Annotated in this window: 19 protein-coding genes and 1 pseudogene; 8 read left to right on the top strand and 12 right to left on the bottom strand. The window is 63.4% G+C overall.

The window, feature by feature from the left end:
- Positions 1–190: 190 nt before the first annotated feature.
- Together EA473_RS00575 and EA473_RS00570 are read left to right on the top strand one after the other, a co-directional pair.
- Positions 191–1,156, top strand: coding sequence for an NADPH:quinone reductase (locus tag EA473_RS00575; RefSeq protein ID WP_124193727.1), 966 nt, complete (start codon positions 191–193; stop codon positions 1,154–1,156).
- A gap of 110 nt (positions 1,157–1,266) precedes the next feature.
- On the top strand, positions 1,267–2,655 hold the full coding sequence (locus tag EA473_RS00570; RefSeq protein WP_124193726.1) for an FAD-binding oxidoreductase: 1,389 nt from the start codon (positions 1,267–1,269) through the stop codon (positions 2,653–2,655).
- 44 nt (positions 2,656–2,699) lie between these two features.
- Here EA473_RS00570 and EA473_RS00565 read toward each other — a convergent pair whose 3' ends face one another.
- On the bottom strand, positions 2,700–3,590 hold the full coding sequence (locus EA473_RS00565; RefSeq protein ID WP_124193725.1) for a pentapeptide repeat-containing protein: 891 nt from the start codon (positions 3,588–3,590) through the stop codon (positions 2,700–2,702).
- Between the two features lie 174 nt (positions 3,591–3,764).
- Between EA473_RS00565 and EA473_RS00560 the strand changes: the two genes are divergently transcribed.
- The 3 genes and pseudogenes from EA473_RS00560 to EA473_RS23145 all read left to right on the top strand — a co-directional run.
- On the top strand, positions 3,765–4,625 hold the full coding sequence (locus EA473_RS00560; protein ID WP_124193724.1) for a UbiA family prenyltransferase: 861 nt from the start codon (positions 3,765–3,767) through the stop codon (positions 4,623–4,625).
- Between the two features lie 250 nt (positions 4,626–4,875).
- Positions 4,876–5,310: a DUF7344 domain-containing protein gene (locus EA473_RS00555; protein ID WP_341538979.1), complete on the top strand. Its 435-nt coding sequence runs from the start codon at positions 4,876–4,878 to the stop codon at positions 5,308–5,310.
- A 386-nt stretch (positions 5,311–5,696) separates the two neighbouring features.
- Positions 5,697–5,942: pseudogene (locus EA473_RS23145) on the top strand (type II toxin-antitoxin system death-on-curing family toxin); the annotation flags it as partial.
- Positions 5,943–6,113: 171 nt separating this feature from the next.
- On the opposite strand, the gene EA473_RS00545 reads toward EA473_RS23145, so the two are convergent.
- Complete coding sequence (locus EA473_RS00545) at positions 6,114–7,292, bottom strand: redox-regulated ATPase YchF (protein ID WP_124194058.1); 1,179 nt, start codon at positions 7,290–7,292, stop codon at positions 6,114–6,116.
- A 150-nt stretch (positions 7,293–7,442) separates the two neighbouring features.
- Between EA473_RS00545 and EA473_RS22965 the strand changes: the two genes are divergently transcribed.
- Entirely contained in the window at positions 7,443–7,577 is a 135-nt protein-coding gene (locus tag EA473_RS22965) for a hypothetical protein (RefSeq protein ID WP_279387602.1), read from the top strand.
- A gap of 123 nt (positions 7,578–7,700) precedes the next feature.
- Here EA473_RS22965 and EA473_RS00535 read toward each other — a convergent pair whose 3' ends face one another.
- A complete protein-coding gene (locus tag EA473_RS00535) occupies positions 7,701–8,438 on the bottom strand; it encodes a GNAT family N-acetyltransferase (RefSeq protein WP_124193723.1) in 738 nt (245 codons plus the stop codon).
- A gap of 216 nt (positions 8,439–8,654) precedes the next feature.
- Between EA473_RS00535 and EA473_RS00530 the strand changes: the two genes are divergently transcribed.
- Complete coding sequence (locus EA473_RS00530) at positions 8,655–9,107, top strand: hypothetical protein (protein ID WP_124193722.1); 453 nt, start codon at positions 8,655–8,657, stop codon at positions 9,105–9,107.
- Positions 9,108–9,659: 552 nt separating this feature from the next.
- On the opposite strand, the gene EA473_RS00525 is transcribed toward EA473_RS00530, so the two are convergent.
- From EA473_RS00525 to mce, 3 genes are all read right to left on the bottom strand, one after another.
- The gene (locus EA473_RS00525; protein ID WP_124193721.1) at positions 9,660–10,349 is read right to left on the bottom strand and encodes a helix-turn-helix domain-containing protein; all 690 of its coding nucleotides are present in this window, start codon (positions 10,347–10,349) and stop codon (positions 9,660–9,662) included.
- A 222-nt stretch (positions 10,350–10,571) separates the two neighbouring features.
- Entirely contained in the window at positions 10,572–12,836 is a 2,265-nt protein-coding gene (locus EA473_RS00520) for a catalase (protein WP_124193720.1), read from the bottom strand.
- A gap of 94 nt (positions 12,837–12,930) precedes the next feature.
- Entirely contained in the window at positions 12,931–13,314 is a 384-nt protein-coding gene (mce, locus tag EA473_RS00515; protein WP_124193719.1) for a methylmalonyl-CoA epimerase, read from the bottom strand.
- A gap of 122 nt (positions 13,315–13,436) precedes the next feature.
- On the opposite strand from mce, the gene EA473_RS00510 reads away from it, so the two are divergent.
- Entirely contained in the window at positions 13,437–13,751 is a 315-nt protein-coding gene (locus EA473_RS00510) for a YbjQ family protein (RefSeq protein WP_124193718.1), read from the top strand.
- A gap of 100 nt (positions 13,752–13,851) precedes the next feature.
- Here EA473_RS00510 and EA473_RS00505 read toward each other — a convergent pair whose 3' ends face one another.
- The 6 genes from EA473_RS00505 to EA473_RS00480 all read right to left on the bottom strand — a co-directional run bounded on the left by EA473_RS00505 (position 13,852) and on the right by EA473_RS00480 (position 20,167).
- A complete protein-coding gene (locus EA473_RS00505) occupies positions 13,852–14,685 on the bottom strand; it encodes an aldo/keto reductase (RefSeq protein ID WP_124193717.1) in 834 nt (277 codons plus the stop codon).
- A gap of 84 nt (positions 14,686–14,769) precedes the next feature.
- On the bottom strand, positions 14,770–16,452 hold the full coding sequence (locus EA473_RS00500) for an acyl-CoA mutase large subunit family protein (RefSeq protein WP_124193716.1): 1,683 nt from the start codon (positions 16,450–16,452) through the stop codon (positions 14,770–14,772).
- Positions 16,453–16,538: 86 nt separating this feature from the next.
- Positions 16,539–17,162 carry a GNAT family N-acetyltransferase gene (locus EA473_RS00495; RefSeq protein WP_124193715.1) on the bottom strand — a complete coding sequence of 208 codons (624 nt, stop codon included), beginning with the start codon at positions 17,160–17,162 and terminating at the stop codon, positions 16,539–16,541.
- Positions 17,163–17,423: 261 nt separating this feature from the next.
- On the bottom strand, positions 17,424–18,344 hold the full coding sequence (locus EA473_RS00490) for a hypothetical protein (RefSeq protein ID WP_124193714.1): 921 nt from the start codon (positions 18,342–18,344) through the stop codon (positions 17,424–17,426).
- Between the two features lie 51 nt (positions 18,345–18,395).
- Positions 18,396–19,565 carry an MFS transporter gene (locus tag EA473_RS00485; RefSeq protein WP_124193713.1) on the bottom strand — a complete coding sequence of 390 codons (1,170 nt, stop codon included), beginning with the start codon at positions 19,563–19,565 and terminating at the stop codon, positions 18,396–18,398.
- A 230-nt stretch (positions 19,566–19,795) separates the two neighbouring features.
- A complete protein-coding gene (locus EA473_RS00480) occupies positions 19,796–20,167 on the bottom strand; it encodes a sensory rhodopsin transducer (RefSeq protein ID WP_124193712.1) in 372 nt (123 codons plus the stop codon).
- Between the last annotated feature and the right edge of the window lie 44 nt (positions 20,168–20,211).

The raw sequence follows: 20,211 nt of genomic DNA, 5'->3' as shown, positions 1-20,211 counted from the left end.
CGCCCGGGTCGCGGGTGCGCCGGCAACGACGTACAGTAAACCGTATCAGCCACTCACCGCTGCAACCCCCTCGACGACGTCTCGCAGACGGCCTCGAGGCCGCCCGGGTTCCGGCTGGTCACGAGCCTGTGGCCGTCTCGGCTGGCGATGGTGCATCCTTATTCCGTTTCCCGGCGTGCACGCGAACGACATGCGCGCTGTACGCCTACACGACCACGGCGACGCGGACGTACTGCAGGTAGACGAGATCGACCGGCCCGAACCCGCAGCCGACGAACTGCTCGTCGAGGTGGCCGCCGCGGGCGTCAATCCCGTCGACACCTACTTTCGCGACGGCTCGTACGAGCCCGTCTCCCTCCCCTTCACGCCCGGCGTCGACGTCTCGGGGGTCGTCGCGGCGACCGGCGACGAGGTGACCGCGTTCGGCCCAGGAGATCGAGTCTACGGGACGGGAATCGGAAGCGCCACGTCACAGGGATCGTACGCCGAGTACGCGACGATCCCGACCGATCGCGTCGTTTCTCTCCCCCAGGGTGCAGACCTCCTCGAGGCCGGCGCGGCGGGGGTCGCCGCCGTCACCGCCTGGCGCGCGCTGATCGACCACGCGGACCTCGAGCCCGCAGAGTACTGTCTGGTTCACGGCGGTTCCGGCGGCGTCGGCCACGCCGCCGTCCAGATCGCCGCCGCGGTGAGTTCGCGCGTGATCACGACCGCCGCACCGGAGTACCACGACGACCTCCGCAGGCTGGGTGCCGAGACCGTCCTCGACTACGGCCGGGACGACCTCGAGGAGGCGGTCCTCGAGGCGTCTGCAGGCGGCGTCGACGTCGTTCTCGACCACCGACTCGACGACTACCTGCAGTTCGACGCGAACGTCGCGGCGACCGGCGCTCGCGTCGTCGGAATCGGGGAGAACAGTCCCGATCCGGGCTTCACCGACGACGGAGCCGCCCGTTCGAAGGACGTCACCTACACGTTCATGAGCATGTTCAACACGCCCGACTTGCGGGTCCCGCTCCGGGGAGTCGCCCACCTCATGGACGTCGGCGCGCTCTCGATCGACGTCGCCCACAGTTACGACCTCGAGGAGGCCGGCGAGGCCCAGCGGGCGGTGATGGAAGACAGTTTCCTCGGAAAACTCCTCGTCGAGCCCTGAGCAAGAGAGTGGAGTGCCCGCGGTCAACCAGCCTTTCGGCCAGATCGAATACGGACGGGAGCCGCCACGTCAGTAACAACGTTGATGGCCGTCGTGGCCGACCCTCGGGTATGGACCACGACTGTTCGTTTCTCGAGGAGCTGGCGCTCGAGGACGACCAATACTCGTTCGCGACGTCTCGCCGCGAGTCCCACGCCGCGGACTTCGGCACGGACCACCGGGGCGACGGCGTCACCCCCGACGCGGTGGTCTGGCCCGAGTCCACCGCGGACGTCTCGGCCGTGCTTGCCGCGGCGACCGACCGCGGCGTTCCGGTTACGCCGTACGCGGCGGGGACGGGCCTCGAGGGAAGTGCCGTCCCGGGCCACGGCGGGATCAGCATGGACCTCACCCGGATGAACGCGATCGTCGACTACCGCCCCGAGGCCTTCCAGATCGACGTCGAACCCGGCGTCATCGGCTCCGCGGTCGACGAACACGTCGCCCGGGACGGCCTCTTTTTTCCGCCGCTGCCCTCGTCCGGCGACATCTCGACGATCGGCGGCATGATCGCGACCGACGCGAGCGGGATGCAGACGGTCAGGTACGGCGAGGTCGCGGACTGGGTGCTCGGCCTCGAGGCCGTCCTCGCCGACGGAACGGTCATCGAGACCGGTACGAACGCGAGCAAGACCTCGAGCGGCTACAACCTCACCGAACTGCTCGTCGGCAGCGAGGGGACACTCGCCGTGGTGACCCGGGCGACGCTCGAACTCGCGGGCCGACCCGAGCAGATCCGCGGCGGCCGCGCGGTCTTCGAGTCGCTCTCGGACGCGACCGACGCTATTTCGGAGACGATTCGGACGGAGATCGACGTCGCCCGCATCGAACTCCTCGACGCCCTCACCGTCCGGATGGCCAACGAGTACCTGGGGACCGATCTCCCCGACTCGCCGACGGTCTTTCTCGAGTTCCACGCGAACCACGGCGTCGACGCCGAGATCTCGCTGTGCGAGACGATCTTCGAGAGCTACGACGTCGATCGGTTCGAGGTGAGCGGCGACGATGCCGAGATGGCCGACCTCTGGGAGGCTCGCCGGGAACTCGCCCACGCCGAGTTGAACTACGAGCCGAACCTCGAGCCCTATCGGTACGGCGACGTGACGGTCCCGATCAGCGCCTACTCCGAAATCGTCCGCGAGACCAAGCGGATCGCAGCCGAGTACGACCTCTTGATGCCCTGTTTCGGCCACGCGGGCGACGGCAACCTCCACTACACGGCGCTCGTCGATCCGGACGATCCCGACCACCTCGAGCGGGGGAAACGGGCGTACGAGGCGGTCGTCGACCGCGCGATCGAACTCGGCGGAACGATCACCGGCGAACACGGTATCGGGACGGGAAAACGCGACTATCTCGAGGCTGAACACGGGGAAGCGGCGGTCGAGACGATGCGGACGATCAAGCGCGCGCTCGATCCGACCGGTACGCTGAATCCGGGAACGATCTTCCCAGACTGACCATCTCCTCTCGGCCGGCGTGGCGTCCGAATACGGACCGTCGCCTACCACTCCGAACCGTCGTGCCAGGTCGCACCGGTCAGATCGACGTCGGCCATCACCGAACTTCTGAGATTCGCACCCTCGAAGTTCACGTCGGTGAGGTCCGCACCGGTGAAGTCCGCGACGGCGAGGTTCGCGTTTTCGAAGTTCGCACCCGAGAGATTCGTCTCCGAGAAATCCGCTCGAGTGAAATCGCTTTCCGCGAAGTCGACGCCGGCAAGGTCTTTCTCCGAGAGGTCGATCTCCGAGAGATCGACTCGTCTCGCGGTAGCCCCCGAAAGGGTCACGTCATCGATTTCCGCGTTCTCGAAGATCGCATCAGAGAGCGTGGCTTCCGAAAAGTCCGTTCCCAGGAGCGTCGCGTCGGTGAAATCGACTCCGGAGAGATCTGTCCCAGAGAAATCCGCGTTCGAGAGATCCGATCGGGAGAGATCGCCGTCCTCGAGGACGACCCCCGAGAGATCGTCGTCCGCGAAATCCCGTCCCGAGAGATCGGCCCGTGAGTAGTTCGCGTTCGAGAGGTCGGCGGCCGAGAGTTCGCTGACCAGAATGTCGGCACCACGGATATCAGCGTCCGAGAGGTCAGCTCCCGAGAGATCCGCGAGGAAGAAGTTCGCGTCCCTGAGATCCGCGTTCGATAAGTCGGCGTTCGAGAGATCCGCTTCCGTGAGATCGGCTCCGGAGAGATCGCATCCCGAGAGGTCGGCCCCCGAGAGGTCGGCTTCCGGCCCGACTTCGTGACCGTTGCATTCCGTCGTTTCCACGTCGCCGCTCGCGAGACAGCCGGCCAGTCCGACGACGGCTCCGGTCGCTGTGAGGGATCCGACCCGCTCGAGTAGTCGCCGTCTGGACGTTCGTGACTCCGTCATCCGTTCGTTACGATCGAATTGCATAGGTTTGGAGGGCAGGTGATCGTAGTCCTCGATGGGAGAACGTCGAGCATCTCCCAAGTCAGTTGCGGTCGACGTGTGGCGCTGGATGGGGGGGAACATGCGGCGTTGGATGGGAGCGACGGGTCGAACCATGGACCTGTGCGTTTTATATTTCAGCTCGTAATCAAGAGGGGTATGTCTCTGGTGCGAGACGGGGTCGGCCTCGAAGCGACGACTCGCGCGTTCTGGTCGCAGGTCCACCCCGTATTTATGTTGCCGCCGCTGGCCGCGTCGATGTTCGGGGGGGTTCTCGCCGGGGCCGTCGATCCGGTCCTCGCAGTGATTCACGTCGGTGCAATCTTCGCTGCGGTCTACACGGCACACATCAAGGATGGGTACGTCGACTTTCACGTCCGGGGTGAAGACGACGACCACCCGCTGACCGAACGCGGCTGTCGGATCGGTCTCGCTGCGTCGACGGCCGCGTTCGTCGCCTGTTGTCTCCTGCTCGCGTTCCTCGCGAACGCCCTTGCAGTGGCGCTTACCGTTCCGACGTGGTTGATCGCCTACCACCACGCGCCACAGCTCGATACGAACCCCCTCACGGCGACGACCGGCTACCCGCTCGGAATAGCGCTGGCGATTCTCGGCGGATTCGCCGTCCAGACCGGGACGGTCACGGCCCTCTCGTTCGGCTTCGCCGTCGTCTTCCTCGTCTTGCTCTCGGGGATCAAGGTCATAGACGACGCCCAGGACTACGACTACGACCGATCGATCGCGAAACGGACCGTCGCCGTCGTCGTCGGTCCGGATCGGGCTTACGCCGTCGCCTACGGGCTGATGGTCGCCGCGTTGCTCGCGGTCGTGTCGCTCGTTGCAGCCCGGATCTTCCCGCCGGGGGCCGTCCTCGCCGCACTCGCGTTCGCCGTCGTAGCCGCGTTCGCCCGTCGAGCCGGACCGGAACTGGCCACGATGTTACTCGTCCGCGGTTCCTACGTCTTTCTGGCCGTCCTCGTGGCAGCAGTGTGGTTCGAACCGCTGACATCGATCGGTTGACATCCTCCCCGCGCTGAAGCGCGAGGATTCCCGACTACCGTTGGGATAACCCGCCAGTGGACCGGAAACCGAGCGGAAACGAGCGCCCTCGCGCTCGAGAACACGCGTCGTCTTCTCGTTGGGACGCGCTCTCTCGACCCGGTCTGCTGTTTACGGATTGCTGTATCAATCGTGGCGAACGTGATCACTCCAGACACGGACTGGACTTCATTTCACCACACTGCTTTCTTTTTTTCTAGACGATATCGGGGTGAGTACAAGCATACCTATAGAATTAGCCGGAGTAGCTTTTTCCATCGGTATCCTCGTATCGGGTAGAACGGGAATGGAGAAAATAGAGGCGTTTCACGTACTCGCCAGCGCTGACCGTCAACTCGTCCTCGACGAGCTAGCGAAGCGAGACGGCGAAGCCTCTATCGACGAACTTTCACGACAGGTCGCCGGTCGGAGACACAGGATTTCGCCTGAAGCGATTAGCACCACCAAGACAGAACGGGCGAGGGTGCGGTTGATTCACACCCATCTGCCACGGCTAGCAGAAACGAACGTCGTCGACCTGAACTGGGAGGAAAAAACGGTATCACTTCGGGATATCGAGGAAACAGACCGGTTGTTCGAAGCCGCCGACGAATTAGAAAACTGGCCTCCGGACGACCTTGCAGGAATCTCCGTTTCAGAGCTTTAGTAGCCACTGAACGTCGATGCACACCCGATCGCACGACAGTTATGCGATCGGTGTATGAATTTAATATCCACCTTCCCCCTCGAAGCAGCGTCCACAGTAATCGATCTGAGTTCGTGATTGGGCCTCTTCTTCGGTAGTAATCTGGATTTGATCGTCAGAAACGTGTCTGAGCGCACCACACGCTGTTGATTGCGTCCTGGAAGGTGGTGAGAGTTTGTGAACGGTTCGCGTCGGCTCGTTAAGGGCAATCAACATACTCGAAGCAGTCGATACTCCGGTATAACGCTCTCCCGTGGGATTGCCACAGGAGTCATTCGGCTGTCGAGTAATACAGCCAGAACGGGAATCCACCGACACGCTCCGCCCTCGAGCGAGAAATGTGACTACTCATCCGATTGTCGGTAGCGAACCACCCATTCGTCGATGCAGACAAACGTACCGCGCTCAACACGACGGTCGTGTTCTACTTTCTCAACGGGTATCGGTTCGCGTGCGACAACGAAATCAGGACACTCCTCGAGCAGTTCGGCACGGATCAGGCAACCGTCGACGAAACGGAAACCCTCGAATACCTTCGATCTCACACCGAAGAAATCGACCTCGCAGGTGAGATCGAACAGTGGCGCGACGATACAACAACTATGGCGACCAAGGAAAGTTTAGAGTCCGATACTCCACTCGATGAAGTGATAGGGGATATCCGAGGTGACCTCGTCCGGCAGGTAACAACAGCTGACCGGAACGCGAATCGAGACATTTACGACGCGCTCGAAAACGAGTAACGCGCTTCGACTCCAATTCTATCAATTCGCACTCACGATCTTGATCACGTCCCCCTCCTCGAGTTCGTACTCGTCGCTCACCTCGCGTCCGGATTTCGCGTCGACAGCGTGGAGGTAGCCGTCGCCGATGTCGGAGTGGACGGCGTAAGCGAGATCGACCGGCGTCGAGTTCTCGGGGAGCAAGTGGGCGTCGGGCAGGATATTGCCGCTGCCGTCGGACCACTTCGAGGCGTCTTCGACCGGGTAGGCCGTCACGTACTCGAGCAACTCGTAGACGGCGTAATCGAGGGCGGACTGGACGCCGGTTCCGTCCCACTCGGCCATCGTCTCTCCGAGGCCCTCGAGTGCGTCACGCTGGGCATCGTTGACGCCGCCGCCGATCTCGAGGCTCTCGTCGCCGGGATCGTACTCGACGAGGCCGCCCTCGGCGGCGCGGCGGAGCGCGAGTTCTCCCTCCGCGGTCGTCGGGATCACCGGTTTATCGAGTTCGAGCAGTCGCTCGACGTTCTCCTCGGGGGCGACGTCGATCTTGTTCGCCGCGACGACGATCGGCTTGGTGCGTTCGCGAACCAATCGCGCGAGTTCTTCTCGGTGGTCGTCCTCCCACTGGATGGGATCCTCGGGGTAGTCCAGTTCCCGCAGGACGGTCGCGATCTGGGTCGGCGACGCGCCGAAGCCCGAGAGCATGTCCGCGAGGACGTCGTCGATGTCGAAGTCGGGCGAGCGGGACTTGCGCTCGACGGACTCCCAGTTTCGCTCGACGATGCCGGCCAGCCAGAGGTCCATCTCCGCTTCGACGAAGTCGATGTCCTCGAGCGGATCGTGATCGCCGATATCGACCGGTTCGCCCTTTTCGTTCGTTCCGCCGGAGGCGTCGACGACGTTGACGATCACGTCCGCGTTCGTGAGTTCGTCGAGAAACTGATTGCCGAGTCCCTTCCCCTCGTGGGCTCCCGGGACGAGTCCCGCGACGTCGAGGAGTTCGATCGGAACGTATCGCTTCCCGTCCTCGCAGTCGTCGGCGTTACACCGCTGGTCGCGCTCGAGACACGGGCACTCGGTTCGAACGTAGCTCACCCCCCGGTTGGCGTCGATGGTAGTGAACGGATAGTTTGCGACGTCGACGTCGGCCATCGTCGCCGCCGTGTAAAACGTTGACTTGCCGGCGTTGGGCTTTCCGGCAAGCGCGATCGAGAGCATGCCCTCCCGTTGCATCGTCGCTTCAAACTGTCTTTCGATTCTCGGCCCCACCGGCGCTCCCGGTCCGTTGACGGGTCCTCTCTCGAGATCCGACGCCTGCTTTCTGCTGAAGGTTGCAGCCTAATAGAACGGTGGCGGGAACGTCGGCGTATGCAGTACGATGAATTCATCGGCGAGGAAGCAGTCACCGAGAGTGCGCTCGACGATATCAGGGGGCAGTTACCAGCCGACGAGGGATACGACGACCTGTTCGAAATCGCCGAACAGGAGGGAACTCCCGCATAAACCCTCGAATATCGCCGCCGGCGTTCCCGGTTCGACGGCTCTGAGCGGACGAAGGCCGCCGTCCTCGTTTCTGTCGGCCGGTGTCAGTCCTCGAGATCACCGTCGACGATCGGTCGGACGGTGTCAGTCCTCGAGGTCGACCGCCATCATGACCTCGTCGACGTAGCGGCCGTCGATTTTGTAGTGGTCCTCCCGAACCGCCTCGATCGCCCAGTCGTGTTCCTCGAGGAACGCGATCGCCTCCTCGTTGGTCGAGGGTATGCTCTGATAGACCTTCTCGTACCCGTTCGAACCGGTCCACTCGAGCCCGCGGGCGAGCAGGTGTGCGCCGATCCCGTGCCCGCGGTATTCCTCTATGACGCCGACGGTGAGTTCGGCAGTGTGGCTCAGTTTCTCGAGTTCCGGCGCGTAGAGGTGGACCCAGCCGACGACGTCCTCCTCGACCGTCGCGACGAAGAACATGCGCGACTCGAGTTCGTTGTGCCGAAGCAACGTTTCCTCGTGGTCGATCTCGTCGGCGACGCTCTCGGCTTCGATGTAGGTTTTCTCGCCGACGACCTGGCGGATTGCGCCGACGATACCCGTGAGATCTTCCTGTCTGGCCGGCCGAATGTGAAACTCGAGATCCCCCGAGACGTACTCCTCTTCGGCTCCGGCGTCGATCGTCACCCGGAGCGTGCCGCGTTCCTCGGTGAGACGTCCGTCGCGTTTGAGAATCGCGACGTGATGGCGAAACGCGCTCGGATCGAGGCCGAGGTGATCTCTGGTTGCGTCCGGATCGACTGCCCCCTGTCGCTCGACGTACTCGTAGATCTCTTTCCGATCTTCGTGACCGAACTCGAGCGTTTCCGTAAAAGCCATGCTGTATGGTGGCACTCCACAGTACTTAATCGTTCACTCTTCGTCGATCGATCGATTCGAGACGATCCGGTCGGAACCGAGTGAGGACGAGGAACTTAATACCTCGACGGATGAAGCCGCGAGGACTTCCGTCGTCCACTCTTCCGATCGACTACGTCGAGTGATCGGCGTAAACCGACGTTTGCCCGTCGACATCTGGGGTGTCTCGTAACGAAAATGATCGGATCGAACGTGGTGGGTGCTGGTTTCGGACTCGTTTTCGCGGTTGGGATCGGACTGATCGCTCACGAGTGTCTGCACGCGTTGATACTTCGTGTGGCGCGTATCGAGTATACGATCTCGTACTTTCCCGGCCGTACGAACGGGCTACTCGGATTGCTGATGAGTTGCCCCTGGGCATCAGTGCGTCCGCATCCGACCGGTCAGGAATCGCCCTGGATCCTCCGCGTTTCGGCGCTCGCACCGTTTGCACTCGCGGTTCCTGTGTTCGGACTCGTCGGATTCGGTATCGTTACGATCGACTCACCCTTGCCTGCGGCGCTTGCGATCGGCATCCTCGCGTGTTCGATTCCGAGTCCACAGGATTTCGCGGTCGCGTTCTACGCACACCGGCATCTCGAGGAGACCGACGACGGAGACGCACCCGAGCAGTATTCCCGCGCCGATTGACGGTCGCCGCATCGCTCGGTATATTCGCACTTCTCCTCGACTGCCGGTCGACGACTCTCTTTGATGCCATCGTTCGTACTGTCGGGAAGCAGTCGCTACGCCATCGGACGGGAAAGCGCGGCTACTCTTCGGTGGCGGCCGCAGTTGTGCGATCGATCGTCACAGCGTTCTGTTATGCAGCAGCAAAACGGATCACGGTGAGCGACCACACAGCCACGAGTGGTCGCGAGTGTGGTTGGCCGAACCGCGTTGACCGGTCGACGAGTGGGGTCGAGGGCCGGCAACACGGTTCGACCAGTGGACTGAGCACAGGTGATCCACCGGCACTACAGGGATATCTGTCGAGCGATGCGTCGGGTCGGGTATCACGCCGACGTATAGATTATTCACTTGTCCAATAATAAATCTACTTGTTGACGCTAACTTGACTCTGTTTCGCCCATATATGGCCGAATGACTAACTTTCGGCCCCTATAATTCCTGAACACTAAAACCGGAGCTATCCGGAGCTCGATTTTGGCGATCCGTGTGGATAGTGCCACTGGAGTGGCGTCACGGGTCGATTTTCGGACGCGTAACTCCTTCGGAGAGTTCCGCACTGATGAGCGCCGCGTGGCTTCGTCGAAGCCGCTCCGAGAGCGCCTGATGGGAGATACCCAGCTCGGAGGCGAGCTCTTCGAGGGTGATTTCGCGAGGGACGGTGAAGTAGCCGTGTTCGTGTGCCGCGGATATCGTCTCGTACTGTGTCTCCGTAAGCGGCGTCCGGGCACGATCGAGATCGTCGATCCCGGTGACCCGGGTGATCTCTACCCCGAATTCGTACTGTTCGAATCGGTCGTGACACGCCGACACCGTCTCGCGGTCGTGAAAGAGCAACTGCAACGACCAGGAGTCATCTCCCCCACGAGCAGTCAGGATCGCCCCGTCGTTGTCCGTGACGATCTCCTGAAACAGTTTGACTCCGTCTCCGAACTCGAGACGGAACAGCCACTGATCGCCGTCGACGTCCGCACGGTCGGACCCGCGCCGTCTCTCGTCAGTCAAGCTCGCGATGAGATCGACCGACGGATCGGTCTCGAGTGTTCGGTGGACCGTTCGCCGATCGGCACCCGACGCCCTGACGAGCGGCGGGGAATCGCCGATCATTCCAGCTATCTGGAACTCGAATGCCGGCAAACGATCGAACGTTCGTGCGAATCCGAGCCGATCGGCTGGAATGTCGAGTTCGACGACCGTAGTCATCACCCGAACCCACCACAAAGAGATATAGACGAATTGGGTTTCCGGTAGCCTTTCCCGCCACCCAATCACCGTGAGTATCACTCGAGAGTGAGGCTCAGTTTCGCTAACTGGAACCGGTAATATCGTACAGCGACCCGTCTCATACGGTTTATTGTAAGCCATTATCGGCGCACCCGGGACCTGGGCGGCGGGTGCGCCGGTAAATCGTTACAACGATCCGTATCAGGCGGACAGTTCCTTTGGATCGCGCTCCCAGTGTCGGTGCTCGGCGATGGCGTCGACGAACGATTCGGCGAACGCCTCGAGATCGTCGCCGTCGCCGTCCATCACGACGCCGTGCTCGGAGACGACGCCGTCGCCGTCGCCCGCGACGTCGATACCGGGAAGTTCGACGGCCTCTAGTACCTTCGTTGCCTCGCCGGCCGCGGCGATCGCCTTCTTGTGTTTGAACGCTTCCGCGACGAACTGTTTGGCGTCACCTTGCTCGAGCAGGGCGTCGACGTTCTCCTCGCCGCCGGGGACGTAGACCGCGTCGAAAAGCACCGACTGGGTCGTCACGTGACTCTTGTCGGCCTCGACCTCGTCGCCGTTTTCGGCCGTCTTGTCTCCCAGCACCTTCGAGACGATCTTCACGCGAGCGTCCTCGTCTTGCAGCGTCGACCGAACCGTCTCGAGCTGGTCGCTGTCGTAGCCGTCGTCGACGAGAACGGCGATCTTCCGGGTTTCGATCGAGTCCGCGTCGCGGCGTTCGTTGATGCTGAGTGCGGGGTCTTCGGCGTCGTGATCCGGCATCTCGTCCCCGGGCGATTCGGGCGGCTCGACGCCAATCCCTTCCGCGACGCGTTTGGCGAACTCGTGGTCGACGTTGTTGAACATGTCGTACACCATCCGCTCGCGGATCTCCATCCGGTCGACCTTCCCGAGTTCGAAGTGGGCGGCGTCGACGATGTTTTGCCTTTCGGGTTCGGTCATGCTGTTCCAGAACAGCCGGGCCTGATCGAAGTGGGTCTGGAAACTCTCGCTCCTGTTGCGAATCTTCGTCCCGTCGATCTTCTCCGCGAAGTGCTCGTAGCCGCCTTCTTCCTCGGAGGCTTCCTGGGGATCGTCGTCGCCGATCGAGTTCGGTTTGTACGAGACTTTCCCCGAGTTGATCTCCTGGCGCATAAAGCCCGCGCGCTGGTTGTTGTGTCGCTCGGCGAGCGGCCTATTGATCGGAATCTCGTCCCAGTTAGCGCCGCTAAACCGGTTGAGCTGGGTGTCCTGGTAGGAGAACAGTCGACCCTGCAACAGCGGGTCGTTGCTGAAGTCGATGCCGGGAACGACGTTTCCGGGGTGAAACGCCACCTGCTCGGTCTCCGCGAAGAAATTGTCCGGCGTCTCGTTGAGCACCATCCGGCCGATCGGCTCGACCGGCACCTCGGTCTCGGGGACGATCTTCGTCGGGTCGAGGACGTCGAAGTCGAACGCCTCGGCCTCGTCCTCGCCGAAGATCTGGACGCCGAGTTCCCACTCGGGTTCGTACCCCTCCTCGATGACGTCGTAGAGGTCCATCCGGTTGAAGTCGGGATTCTTGCCGGCGATCTTCTGGGTCTCGTCCCAGACGAGTTGCTGGGTGCCGTACGTCGGCGTCCAGTGGAACTTCACGAAGTGTGCGTCGCCCTCGTCGTTGACCAGCCGGAACGTGTGAACGCCGAAGCCCTGCATCATGCGGTAGGCTCGCGGAAGCGCACGGCCCGACAGCACCCACATGATCATGTGCGTGATCTCGGGTTTGAGCGACGCGAAGTCCCAGAAGGTGTCGTGGGCGGCCGAGGCCTGTGGCGTCCCGTCGTCGGGTTCCGGTTTGATCGCGTGAACCAGATCCGGGAACTCCATCGCGTCCTGGATGAAAAAGACCGGGATGTTGTTGCCGACGAGATCCCAGTTGCCCTCCTCCGTGTAGAACTTGGTCGCGAAGCCGCGGACGTCCCGGACGGTGTCAGCCGACCCCCGCGAGCCGACGACCGTCGAGAACCGCGTGAACACGGGCGTCTTCTGGTCGGGGTCGGTCAGCACCGACGCCTTCGTCAACTCGCTAATGTCGTCGAACCCCTCGAGGTCCGGGTCCTCGTAGGGTTCGAAGTAGCCGTGTGCGCCGGTGCCCCGCGCGTGGACGACCCGTTCCGGGATCGACTCGTGGTCGAACTGGGTCATCTTCTCCCGGAAGTGGAAGTCCTCCATGATCGTCGGCCCGCGTTCGCCCGCTTTCAACGAGTTGTCCGTATCGCTGACGCGGACGCCGTGATCGGTCGTCAGGTACTCCCCCTCCGGGTTCTCGCGCACTTCGTCGAGTTGCTCGCGTTTGCTCTCTTCGTCGCCGTCGTGGGCGTCGCTGGTTCCCGATTCGGACCCGGAGCCGTCCGCTCGAGCCCGGTCGTCGTCGTGAGATTCGTGGTCTGTCTGGACGTCCTCCTCGTCGGAGCGGTCAGTAGAGTCGTCGGGAGTCATTGTATCCCCGGTATCCGGGTGGGACACAGTACCGCACCTCGTCGTGTGGTTCGTGTGCATGAGGCTGCAAGTCGGCGACATACAGCAATCCGTATCAGTGCTCGACGAACTCGAGCAGGACACCGCCGGTGTCACGAGGGTGCAAGAACGCGACCGAGTGGCCCCACGCACCCGGTCGGGGTTCTTCGTCGACGAGGGAAACGCCCTCGTCGCGGGCGCGCTCGAGCGCCGCGTCGATGTCGTCCGTCGCCAGCGCGAGGTGGTGGACACCCGGGCCGGCGTCCGCGAGGTACCGCGAAATCGTCCCGTCCTCGAGCGGCTCGAGCAACTCGAAGTAGCCGTTTCCACAGTCCAGAAAGACGATCCGCATCCCGTCGAAGGCCTCTTCGTGGACGACCTCGAGGCCGAACAGTCGTTCGTATCGCTCGGCGAGTTCGCCCGCGTCTTCGGTGGCGATTCCGGCATGGTCGAATTCCATACCCGGTCGTTGTTCGAGCCGTCTCAAATACGGATGGGGTCCCCACCCGGCGTCTACCCGACGTGATTGCGCCTTTACACGAACAGAAAGCATATGCGAACTCGAGGCGAACTGACAGGGAGATGTACATCACGAATACGGAGACCGTCCCGGACGGTGAGGTGACCGAAGTCCTCGGGATTGCTCGCGGAAACACGGTCGAAGCCAGAAACGTCGGCCACGACATCACGCAGGGGATCAAGAACGTCTTCGGTGGCGAGCTCAAGGCGTACTCCGATCTGCTCACGAAAGCCCGCGACGAGGCGATCGAACGCATGGAACGCGACGCCGAAGGGATGGGAGCGGACGCGGTCGTCAACGTGCGTCTCGAGACCTCACAGATCACCGACGGCGGCTCTGAAGTGATGGCCTACGGAACCGCGGTCCGGCTCGAGTAACGCCGCGACGCGTCGACTCGCGGCGTTCGACGGCGGCCGTGTGCACGGTGTTCGACGGCGGCCGTGTGTACGGCGTTCGACGGGGATCGAGTGTCGAATTTCACTCGAGCCCAAGGATGTCCGCGAGCCGCTTCCAGCGGCCGTCGCCGAGTTCCGACACCGACTCCATCTCTTCGTCCGAGAGCTCGAAGTCGAACACCGCCGCGTTCGTCTCGATATGTTCGGGACTCGAGGCCTTGGGGATCGCCGACACGACGGGTTGCTGGAGCAACCACCGGAGTGCAACCTGCGAGGCGGTCTTGCCGTGGGAGGCGCCGATCTCGTCCAGACGATCGTCGCCGACGACCGTCCCTTCCGCGAGCGGGCTGTACGCCGTCAGACAGACGTCGCGTTCGACGCAGTACTCGAGGAGGTCGTCCTGGTGGTGATACGGGTGATACTTCACCTGATTCGCGACGATCGGCGTCGCCGACAGGTCGATCGCCTCCTCGAGCTGGTCGACCGAGAAGTTGCTGACGCCGACGTGGTCGACGGCTCCGTCGTCTTGCAGTTCGTTCATCGCCGACAGGGTTTCGGAGAGCGGTGCGCGATCGCTCGGCGCGTGGAGTAAGAGCAGATCGACCGTCGAAAGCGAGAGCCGTTCGAGGCTCTGTCGGATGGTCGAGAGGACGTCGTCGTACGCCGCGTTGTCGGGGTGGACCTTCGTGACGACGAAGACCTCGTCGCGGTCGACGTCGCTCGCCTCGAGCGCGTCGCCGACGGCCGCCTCGTTGTCGTACATCTGTGCCGTATCGACGTGACGGTAGCCGGCCTCGAGCGCAGTCTCGACGGCGCGTTTGCACTCGTCGCCGGTCATCCGGGCCGTTCCGAATCCGAGTCGGGGGATCTCTGCGCCGCCGCCGGAGACGGAGTCGATGGGAAACACGTCGGTCATACCTCGAGCATCGTCACCTCGCGACTTCAATTTCCGGCCGGCACGACGGAGCGACCAGCCTCGATCGGCGCTGCTGGGACCGATTCAGACCGACGTTCCTGGCTGGTATTCCCCGAACTCGTCGCGAAGCACGTTACAGACCTCGCCGACCGTTGCGTAGGCTTTCACCGCGTCGACGATGTACGGCATCAGGTTGTCGTCGCTCCGAGCCCCGTCGCGAAGCGCCTCGAGCGCGGCGTCGACGGCTTCGTCGTCGCGATCGGATCGAACCGACTCGAGGCGGTCGATCTGACGGTTCTGATCTTCTTCGGTGACCTCCTGGACGTCCATCTCGGGCTCCTCGTCGACCTCGAACTCGTTGACGCCGACGATGATTCGCTCGCCGTCTTCGATCTCCTTCTGGCGGTCGAACGCGGTATCTTGAATCTGACGCTGGACCCACTGCTGTTCGACGGCCTCGAGCATGCCGCCGCGGTCGTCGACCTCCTCGAGGATGTCGTACGCTTCGGCCTCGACGTCGTCGGTCAGTGATTCGACGTAGTAACTGCCGGCAAGCGGGTCGATCGTGTCCGCAGCGCCGGATTCGTGGGCGAGGATCTGCTGGGTTCGTAGTGCAGTTCGGACGGACTCTTCGGTCGGGAGCGCGAGCGCCTCGTCCTTGCCGTTGGTGTGGAGGCTCTGGGTTCCGCCGAGGACGGCCGCGAGCGCCTGGTAGGCCACCCTGACGACGTTGTTCTCTATCTGCTGGGCGGTGAGCATCGAGCCCGCGGTCTGGGTGTGGAACTTGAGCTGTTTCGATTTCTCGCTTTCGGCGTCGAAGCGCTCGTCCATGATGTCGTGCCACATCCGTCGTGCGGCCCGGAACTTCGCGACCTCCTCGAAGATGTTGTTGTGGCCGTTGAAGAAAAAGGAGAGCTGGGGGGCGAACTCGTCGACGTCGAGTCCGGCGTCGATCGCCGCCTCGACGTACTCGATGCCGTTGCCGAGGGTGAACGCGAGCTCCTGGGCAGCCGTCGAACCGGCCTCGCGGATGTGGTAGCCGGAGATCGAGATCGTGTTGAACTTCGGCGTCTCCGCCGCACAGAACTCGAAGATGTCCGTGATGATTCGCATCGACGGCCCGGGCGGGTAGATGTAGGTGTTCCGGGCGATGTACTCCTTGAGGAGATCGTTCTGGATCGTTCCCCGGAGCAGGTCCCGGTCGACGCCCTGTCGGTCCCCGACCGCGATGTACATCGCGAGCAACACGGACGCCGGCGCGTTGATCGTCATCGACGTCGAGACTTCGTCGAGCGGGATGCCGTCGAAGACGGTCTCCATGTCCTCGAGCGAGTCGATTGCAACCCCCGCCTTGCCGATTTCGCCGGCGGCCATCTCGTCGTCCGAGTCGTACCCCATCTGGGTCGGCAGGTCGAACGCCATCGAGAGCCCGGTCTGACCCTGATCCAGCAGGTAGTGATACCGCTCGTTGGTGTCCTCGGGCGTCGAGAACCCGGCGTACTGTCGCATCGTCCACAGCCGGCCGCGATACCCCGTCGAGTAGACACCGCGGGTGTACGGCGGTTTGCCGGGATACCCGAGTTCCTCCCGGTAGTCGAGATCAGCGACGTCCGCGGGCGTGTAGAGACGATCGACGTCTTGCCCCCCAGTATCCGTCGTGAAGGTCTCCGTTCGCTCGCCGAACCGGTCGATCACCGGCTCGACCTCCTCCTCGTGCCACTGCTCGTGGCCCGCACGGATCGACTCGAGTTCGTCGGGATCGAACATTGTCGGAACGGAGGTGATGACGGGGCTTGAAGGTTGGTGGCCGACTCGACCCGACGGATTTCGGGTGAGCCCCGCCGTCCCGAGGGTCACCGACCGGTGTCGTACTTGTACGTCGCGGAGTCCGGGTCGATCCCGAAGTCCTCGGCCGTCTCGTCGCTCGAGACGTCCTCGCGGCCGTCCGGTGCCCGCTTGAACGCCTCCCGGAGTCGGTCGGGCATTCGAAACTCCGCAACGTCGATCGCCAGGGGCTTCGCATCGGGATCGACCCCGTTTCGCTTCTCTCCGAGCCGTTTTTCGAGTGGGTCAGGGAGTGTCGACTCCTCGATCCGCTGGAAGCCAAACTGCGCGAGGTACGCTCCCTCACCGGTAAGCGTGTACACCGTCTCGAACCCCTGGTCGCTGGCGTACTCGAGTAGCCGTTCGACGACGTGGGCACCGACGCCCTGCCCGCGCCACCCCTCGAGGACGCCGATGCTGGTGAGCTCGCAGACTTCGTCGCGTCGCTCGTCGGGCCGATCGGCGTCGGCCGCAGTCGACTCGTCGTCGGTTTTGTGGAGACGGATACGACCGAAACCAGCCTTCTCGCCCGACTCCTCGTCGACCGCGACGACGTAATCGCGCGAGCGGAACGCCGTGTCGTCGAGCCCCATCGACTCGATGTGGTCGAGTAGCCAGACCTCTTCCCTGTTTTTCGCGTCCCGCACGTACATGAGTCGACGTAGGGTACCTGCGGGCAAAAGGGTTTGTGGGTGGCCAGCGGACGGCGTGTCGGTACCCGTGAGACGGTGTTTGGATGACGCTCGTCGGTTCGTCCACACTCCCGTCCCGATCCCGGAACGTCGCCGGCTGACGACCCGACGGACTCGTGGGGCTCTCGGCCGGTGACGGTATACCCGCGAACGGCCTGCGGTCTACCGGGAACCCGACACGGGTCGATCTACCGGTAACAGACACGCGGTTTCAGGTCGCGACTACGCCGATAGCGCCTCCTCGAGTCGCTCCTCGATCTCGTCCAGTTCCTCGCGGAACTCCTCGCCTTCGGCTCCCTCGAGTTCCTCGATTCGGTCGACGAGCCCCTGAAGTCGCGAGTACTTTTCGTCCTCGTCGACGCCGGTTTTCTGGATGTAGACGGTTTCGTCGACGTCGTACACGTCCGCCGCCGGGACGTCGGTCACCGAGACGACGACGTCGAGTTTCTCCGGGTCGACGCCGAGGACCCACTCGCGCGGAACGCCGCGTTCGTCCAGGGCGTCGAACACCGCCTCGTCGTCCGCGGGTCGACGACGTTCGCGGACCGTCCGTCGAACGGTTCCGAACCGACCGTGAAGCTCCTGGTTCGGTCCCAGGCGCTCGAGCAAGCTCTCTCTGGCCGTTCGACGCAGCCGATCGGCCCCGTGCTGGACGTCCGAGGCGAGAACGTAGAGGTCGGTCAACGGATCGGTCCCGAGAGACTCCGGCTCTCGCTCGGCGACCCGCTCGAGGTGCGAGGCGAGCAACAGGGCGTCGTCGCGGACGCGCTCGGTCGACGTCCGCGCCTCGACTGCGGGAACGAGAAACGGGCTCTCGCCCGCGGCGTCGTCGGGGTCCGCGACGATGGCGCCGTCGGACACGCCGGCTGACTCGGTGAGCGTAACGATCGCCGCGTAGGGTTCGATCCCCGGCTGGAGGTCGTCGACCGCGACGCGGCTTCCCTCGAGTTGATCGACGAGGACGCCGAACTGCTCGCGCCAGAGCGGCCGTTCCTCGCCGCTGTCGACGAACCGAACGACGATCCGATCGTTGCCCGTTCGCTCGACGGTGAACCGCCGCCCCGAGACGGGCGTCTCCAGTTCGGATCCGGGCTCGAGCCCCCGGCACGCGGTGCGGACGTCCGCCCAATCGTCGTCGTCCATGGGGACGACTCCACCGTACGTCCCCAAAAAGCGCAGGCAGGCAGTTGCGCCTCACCGGCCGAGCGCGCGACTCCCCACGATCACAATGGCACAAAGCGCCATACACCCCCCCAGAACGCCGAATGCGACGTCCCAGCCGGCGACGTCGGCGAGGAAGCCGATCACGACGCTGCCGAGCGAGCCGAGCAGCATGTACACCGTCCGGACGAGCCCGAACCCGGTTCCGCGCTCCCGGTCGGAGAGATTGTCCATGAACCGGGACTGAAGCGGCGCACCCCAGCTCATCGCGAGTCCGGCGAGAGCCACGCCGAGGACGACCGCGCCCGTCGACCCACCGAGGACGAGCAGCCCGTATCCCGCGATACCGGCGGTCATCGTCAGGAGAGTCGATCCGTCCCTCGAGTACCGATCGGAGAGCGCACCGGTTATCGGCTGTGTGCTCCCGTGGACGACGAAGTACGCCGAAAACAGGAGGCTTGCGCTCGCCGTCGAAAAGCCGTGAAACGACTCGAGAAACGCCGGGAGAAACGACGCGGTCGCCTGCCAGGTGAACGAGCCGAGAACGGCGAGGACGACGGTCTGTGAGATCACCGGTCGCGTCAGTAGTTCGACCGCCATCCCCGGATCAACTCGATCGCGAAGCGCGGTGTTCGGTCGTTCGGCGGGCGTGGGATCGACGCGCCAGGCGAACAGGACGAACACCGGGACCGTGACGACCGCACCGATGGCGATCGCCCAGGCCCACCCGTAGAGGGTGGCGACGACCGCAGCCATCGGCGGTGCGAGCAATCCCGCGATCGGCGCTCCGGCGAGGTAGTAGCCGATCGCCCGGCCCGTTTCGTCGGCCTGCTTCGTCACGAGCGACGTCGCGGCGCTGTAGACCAGCCCCGCCGAACCGCCGAGCGCGACTGCGAGGACGAAAAAGACGGCAAACGACGGCGAGAACGCGAGCGCGGCGCTCGAGATTCCGGTCGCACCGATCGCACACAGCACGACCAGTCGCTCACCGTACCGATCCGCGAACACGCCCGAGGGAAACTGGGTGAGCGCGTACGCCGCCCACATCCCCGAGAGCGCGAGTCCGATGAGGCCGGTCGAGACCTCGAACGCCTCGGTCAGGTCCGGTACGACGGGGCTGATGACGACCCGTGCGACCATCGTCGAGAGAAACGCGAGCGTACAGAGGACCAGAACCGTCTGCCGGTAGTGCCAGCCGTTCATCGAGCGACGGTCTCCCGTTCCCGTCCGGGCTTTGTATAGTATCGGAAATTATTGTGAAATGGTAATATATATGACTCCTCTCGAGACGCGGGTCACCTCTCGTCGGCGACGGTTGACTGTGACTGGTCTCGCACCACCCGTCGACTGATGAGCGAAATCGGGTCCCACCGCATGAGCGAAATCGGACCACACAGCATGAATTCGCTCGTCAGTTCACAGCTGAAACGGACTTAGTCGGGGTCGGGATAGGCGATCGTACTCAAGAGCGCGTTTTCGGCCTGTCTCGAGTCGAGTCGCGTGTGCTGGCAGACGATGGGGACGTCCGATTCGATCACGCTGGCGAACGGGACGCCTTTCGGGATCCCTTCGGGATCCTCGAGGTCGTTGAACCGAATGTGATGTGTCCGGTTCGCGGGAACCGTCGTCTCGTAGGGCCCGACTGGATCGCGATCGGTGAAGTAGATCGTGATCTCGACGGCGGCGTCTTCGTCGTTCGTATTAAGAAAGCAGACTGTCTCGTGGCTTATCATCTCCGGCTCTGGACCGGTACTCTCCTCGGGAATGTATCCCTCCGGAATGGCCCACGTGGTCTTTCCAGTCACGGTAATCACTCGACTATCACGCCAGGCGGGCGTGAAGGTTCCGG

The sequence above is a fragment of the Natrarchaeobius chitinivorans genome (assembly GCF_003841505.1).
GTDB classification, from domain to species: domain Archaea; phylum Halobacteriota; class Halobacteria; order Halobacteriales; family Natrialbaceae; genus Natrarchaeobius; species Natrarchaeobius chitinivorans.
Note: the sequence above shows the minus strand (reverse complement) of the source record. Positions and strands in the feature narration are given on the sequence as shown.